This window comes from Pedobacter sp. (assembly GCF_041662865.1).
Lineage (GTDB): Bacteria > Bacteroidota > Bacteroidia > Sphingobacteriales > Sphingobacteriaceae > Pedobacter.
On sequence record NZ_JBAZRL010000094.1, the window covers coordinates 1 to 5,170 of the forward strand.

Annotated in this window: 4 protein-coding genes; 1 reads left to right on the forward strand and 3 read right to left on the reverse strand. The window is 37.8% G+C overall.

Annotation, left to right across the window (positions count from 1 at the left end; genetic code table 11):
- The coding region (locus WC622_RS16365) for a response regulator (RefSeq protein WP_372820764.1) at positions 1-660 on the forward strand (660 nt) is incomplete at its 5' end.
- Between the two features lie 12 nt (positions 661-672).
- Here the strand turns inward: WC622_RS16365 and WC622_RS16370 are convergent.
- The 3 genes from WC622_RS16370 to WC622_RS16380 all read right to left on the reverse strand — a co-directional run.
- The gene (locus tag WC622_RS16370; RefSeq protein WP_372820765.1) at positions 673-1,695 is read right to left on the reverse strand and encodes a YihY/virulence factor BrkB family protein; all 1,023 of its coding nucleotides are present in this window, start codon (positions 1,693-1,695) and stop codon (positions 673-675) included.
- Positions 1,673-3,991 (reverse strand): BamA/TamA family outer membrane protein, encoded by a 2,319-nt coding sequence (locus WC622_RS16375; protein WP_372820766.1) that lies wholly within the window; start codon positions 3,989-3,991, stop codon positions 1,673-1,675. Before WC622_RS16375 ends, WC622_RS16370 begins: the two co-directional genes overlap by 23 nt.
- Positions 3,975-5,170, reverse strand: a 1,196-nt coding sequence (locus WC622_RS16380) for a translocation/assembly module TamB domain-containing protein (RefSeq protein ID WP_372820767.1), incomplete at its 5' end; no start/stop codon positions are given. The genes WC622_RS16375 and WC622_RS16380, both read right to left, overlap by 17 nt.

Genomic DNA, 5,170 nt, shown 5'->3' on the forward strand with positions numbered 1-5,170 from the left:
AATGTAACGGTCATTGATACAGGAATAGGTATTAGGGAGGTAGATTTAGCGATGATATTTGACGAATTTGCACAGGTTGACTATATGCCCACTCAAATTAAACAACAGGGAACAGGCTTGGGTTTGGCTATTTGCAAAAACATTGTCGAACTCCAAGATGGAAAAATTACCGTAGAAAGCGAGTTAGGAAGGGGTTCCATATTTGGTTTTTCTATTCCCTATGAAATTGGTGATGAGATAATCTTGGAAATTCAGGACTGTAAGCAGCTCGATTTGAAAAACCTAATTGGTAAACGTATTTTATGGGTAGACGACAACCTGCTAAATACGCTGCTAGCCAAAACAGTAATTGCTAAATATAAGATAATTACCGATGTTGCCCATGATGGTCATGCAGCTTTTAAGTTATTTCGGCAAAATCAATATGATTTGGTGCTAACTGATATCCAAATGCCAATAATGACTGGAGTAGACCTCGCAAAAGCCATTCGATTACATGAAGATGCATTAAAACGTAACATCCCTATTTTAGGGGTAACAGCCGACTTATTAGCTGAAGACTGTGAAGTTTATAGCAATGCAGGAATGAACGGCTTAGTGTTGAAGCCATTTTCAGAGAAGGGACTTATGGAAAAAATAATAGCCCAATTAAGCCAATAACACCCGAGATGTTTACTCTTTTGGACAATCTACCGTATCTTCTGGATGCCGCGGCGGTAACACAGCAACCTTTTTCTCGACGATTATTGTCTTCAAGTGCACGGCATACTTTGAAGGAGTAATACCGGAATCGAACTTTTCTGCATACGCTTGTGTAAATTCCGCTCCAAAGTATAAGATTATGGAAGTATAATAAATCCAAAGTAAGATTACGATTATTGAACTGGCGGCTCCAAAAGCAGAGCCTGGTTCGCCTTTCTCAATATAAATGCCGATTAAATATTTTCCCAAACTAAATAACAATGCAGTAAATAATGCGCCTACTAGGGCCGACTTCCACTTTAAATTAACGTCAGGTAAAACTTTAAAGATAATCGCAAAGATGGTGGTGACTACTGCCAGGGTTAATACATTAGTTATCATAAGCATTAAAACTTCTGAGACCTGTTCTATCCCCACCTTGGCCGCATATACTTCTAATTTACCCCCAATTCCCACTACAACACTATTTATTACAAGAGATACCAAAAGTAAAAAGCCTAAAGAAGCAATTAATGAAAAAGACAATAGTCTATTTGTAATAAGCTTTTTCCAGCCTCTTTTAGGGACTGCTTTTACCTTCCAAATCAAGTTAATACTATCTTGTATTTCGATGAATATGGCAGTTGATCCAATGATTAAAGTCCCGATACCAACAATTAATCCAAATGAGCTTTTGCCGGAAAGGTTAGCATTGTTAACAAATTCCCTGAGTTGACTGGCTGCGTCAACGCCAATCATCTTGCTAATTTCTCCAAACAATTTAGTGTTTGGATCAATGTTGTCGCCTAAAAATAAGGTGGCGGCCGAAATAATTATAATGATTAACGGAGTGAGCGAAAATATCGTATAATAAGCTAAAGCCGCACTTAATTTCATTACACGATCTTCCATAAAGCCTTTCCCAGCTGCAAGAAACAAATGGTATACATGGACGGCAAAATTCTTAGTTTTCTTACTTAGATTCATCATATTAAAACGGATATCCAATGCCAATGTTTAAAATAAAATTCTCTTTTCGCCAAGTTTTGCTGCCAAAATCGACTTTATGAATTACCCATCGCTCTCCATTAGGAAGATAAGGTTTACGAATTGGAAAGGCTCCATCTAATCGGATGACAAAAATGGCTGCATCAATTCTTAAGCCGGCACCTGTGCCTACCGCTAATTCGTTTAAAGCATTTCTAAGCCTAAATTTAGAGCCAGGGCGTGCTGAATTCGGTATCCCAGGCTCACCTAGATCTTCTTTTCTTAACCAAATATTTCCGGCATCAACAAATAATGCCCCATGAAGCGGTCCAGCAATTTTGAAGCGCAATTCAGAGTTTAGCATTAACTTAATGTCACCCCCTTGGTCGGCAAAGGTCTGGGTTTGATCTACCTCGTAAGTGCCTGGCCCCAGCGACCTAGCTCTAAATGCTCTGATGTCGTTGCTGCCGCCAGCAAAAAACTGACGTACAAAAGGTAGTGAGGCGCTATTCCCGTAAGCATATCCATATCCAAAATTTAATCTGTTTGCCCACACTAAACCACTGGTGTTTATCTTATGGTAATTTCTAAGATCCGTTTCTAACCTAATGAACTGCGTAAGTGGAACGCCAAATAGCATTTTTTTACCATTTTCATTTTTAGATACAAATGCACCCCAAAGATTTCCTCCTGTTTCAAGGCCACCGAAAAAGTAAGTAGTATTTTTTCGTCTGTCTTCCAATTGGTTAGAATAGGTAAAGTTGTAATTACTACCAATAATAAACTGCTCTTCCAAAGTATTTTCTAACCCAGGGATTTTAAGTTTTAAGGCAGCCAAAGCTGCCGAATCGTGTTCCGTAGGTTGAACAAGGTTAACCGATATCGGATTTAAATTATGTTCTTTACGCGCACTTTCTTTCCAATTATATCCAAGTTCAGCTTTAAAGGAGACCAGTTTGTAAACGGTATCTCTGCCAAGTAGTTGGGCAGATAAAGAAGCAACAGTTTTAGGAATGAAAGCAGTAGTAGACTTCGGCTTATAAAATGGTATGATAAATTGAGGGAATGTTAATTTTCCTTCTGCCGATAGTGAATAGGAAGCAACATTCCCTCTTCCACTAACTTGGGTCTCAGTGCCAGCGCCTACACTAACATCTAATTGTTCAGCACCCCTAAATAAGTTTCTTGTTGTTTGAGTTACCTTTACCTCCGAACCGATATAACCATTCGATTTATTTGTTCCAGTTACTGAAAACGTTAGTGAGTTTTTTTTCAGTGGAGTTAAGAAAATGTTTAAGTCCAGTTGGTTGTTCTTAAAACTATCAATCGGCAGAAACTCCGCTCTTACATCCTGGAAGGCTCCAACATTCACCAACCTGTTAAGTGATTGATTATGGTCCCTGCGATTATAATTTTCACCTTTTTTAAAGAAAACCAATCGATCAAAGAGTTTAGGTTTAAAAGTATTGCGATTGTCGTAAATTCTAAAATCATTGTATTCAAGTGGTTTTAAGCTTCTTAAAATACTATCTCTTCTCAAGGTATAATTTGGATAGATATTGATGTTTTTGATGGTGTAAGGTTTTAGTGCCGCATCGGGTGCTATATTTTTGATATTTACGCGTATGTCAACTAAATTTTTGCCAATCGTGCTATCTACCCGTATGATCAGATGATCTGGACTGAAATAGAAATAACCACTTTCCTTTAAGTCATTGTCTATTCTGATTCGTTCATTTTTATACGTGTCGAGATCGTAATAATCGCCGACTTTCAATAATGTTTTTTCTTTGTTTTGGTTAATAATATTGGTAAGGGTTCCAGTATCTTTAGGAAAAGTAATGCTATTGATTTTATACCTGATGCCAGTATTTACCGTGTAGATCGCTTTACCTGTTTTTGTTTTAAGCACGGTATCACCAGAAGCCTCAGCTTGTAAATAACCTTGACTTATTAAATAGCTTTTCAGTACATCGTTGTTGTATTTTATTTTAACGTCGCTCATTAGCACAGGCCTTTCGCCAACTTTATTTTTCAACCAATTACCAAGTCCTTTAGGCTTTACAGTGTCTGCTGCTAGATTATAAAGGAATAACTTGTATTTAAAACCAAGGAATGATTTATTTGGCCTTGGCCTAGTTTTCGATTCCAAAGTCTTCTTTACCTGATTTTTATCTGTTATTCTTCCTGAAGAATCGGGGTTTATCAATACTTCTGCACCCGTATAAAGGTATTGGCCAGGTTTCAGTCGCCTAGTAGCACTGCAGCCGGCTAAGAGCAAACAAACCGATAAAAATACTGTAAGTTTAGTTTGTCCTTTCATCTTTTGGCTTTTGTTCTAATTGATTTCTTATTCTTTTTTTGCGGCTGTGGAATACTTCTCTAAATTTATTGTAATCCACAACCAATGTGAAACCAAGTCCAGTTTCGATAATCTGTCCCTCTATAACCCCTTCATTTTGGTTTCTCCTGTAAAATCTTAATCGATATCTGCCATCAGCTGATAAAAGATAATCGATATTTACATTACCGGCGATATTTGAAGAACTTGATTGGGGCGTTTTTGGGCCTTCAATACCAAATGAACTTCCAACTGTAACGGTTAGTCGATCATTTAGGAGTTTTTTAGAAAGCCCTACTTCAAGATCTGTTTTTTGTTCTAGGGAGCCTGTGGAATAGTCTTCGGATGAATTAACCCCAAAATTAATGTCGACGCCCTGAATTAAATCTGAAGCCAAATTGTTTAACTGTTCAGTTAATAATTTGCTCACGCTCGACCTTGCTAAAGTAGATACACCGCCTCCGCCACCTGCTAGACTTTGGAAAGGGTTGTTCGCAATAAACCTGTTTAATGCGAGCAAAGCAAAAACTTGCTTGTTTAGTTCGTTCGGATCTCTGTTTACGTATTGCAATTTTGTATACACAGTTTCATTGGCACTGCGAGCATTCTCAGGTAAATCTATTTTAAAAGAAATCGTTGGTTTTAGCAACTCATCTTTCATGTACAAGTAAACCTGAAACGGTAATTTGGTTTTTAAAGTAATGTTGTCTGGCTCATTGATCAAATCTATTGGCGCAGCATACACTTCATATAAAGCGGTTAAATTTACTGTGGCAGTAGTCGGCTCGCCCGTCCAAACAATCGTGCTCCCTTTCACCAATTTAAATTGTTTTTTAGCAAATGGGCCTACAGATAGATTATAAGAACCATCAGTAACCGTATAGCGACCCGTTAAACTAATTTTACCACTTGCATCTATAGTTGCATTCAAATCTGCATCACCTCTTACAGATAACATATCACCATTTGAAGGATCTACAACTACATTGAGTTCTGCTTCAGGATCTACTGTGATTGCTGCAACTAAATTTAAGCCTTTAATTGGCGACTTACTTAAACTGTCCACGTTCAGGGCTCTTTCTCCATTAAAAGGAGGTGCATCGGCATCGAAAAATTCCACAATTCCATCTTGATCGATTATGGCTGGATCAAAAATTGGGA

Excerpts from the sequence above, each read along its gene's own strand:
- WC622_RS16375 (WP_372820766.1), bottom strand. The coding sequence starts at position 3,991 with ATGAAAGGACAAACTAAACTTACAGTATTTTTATCGGTTTGTTTGCTC.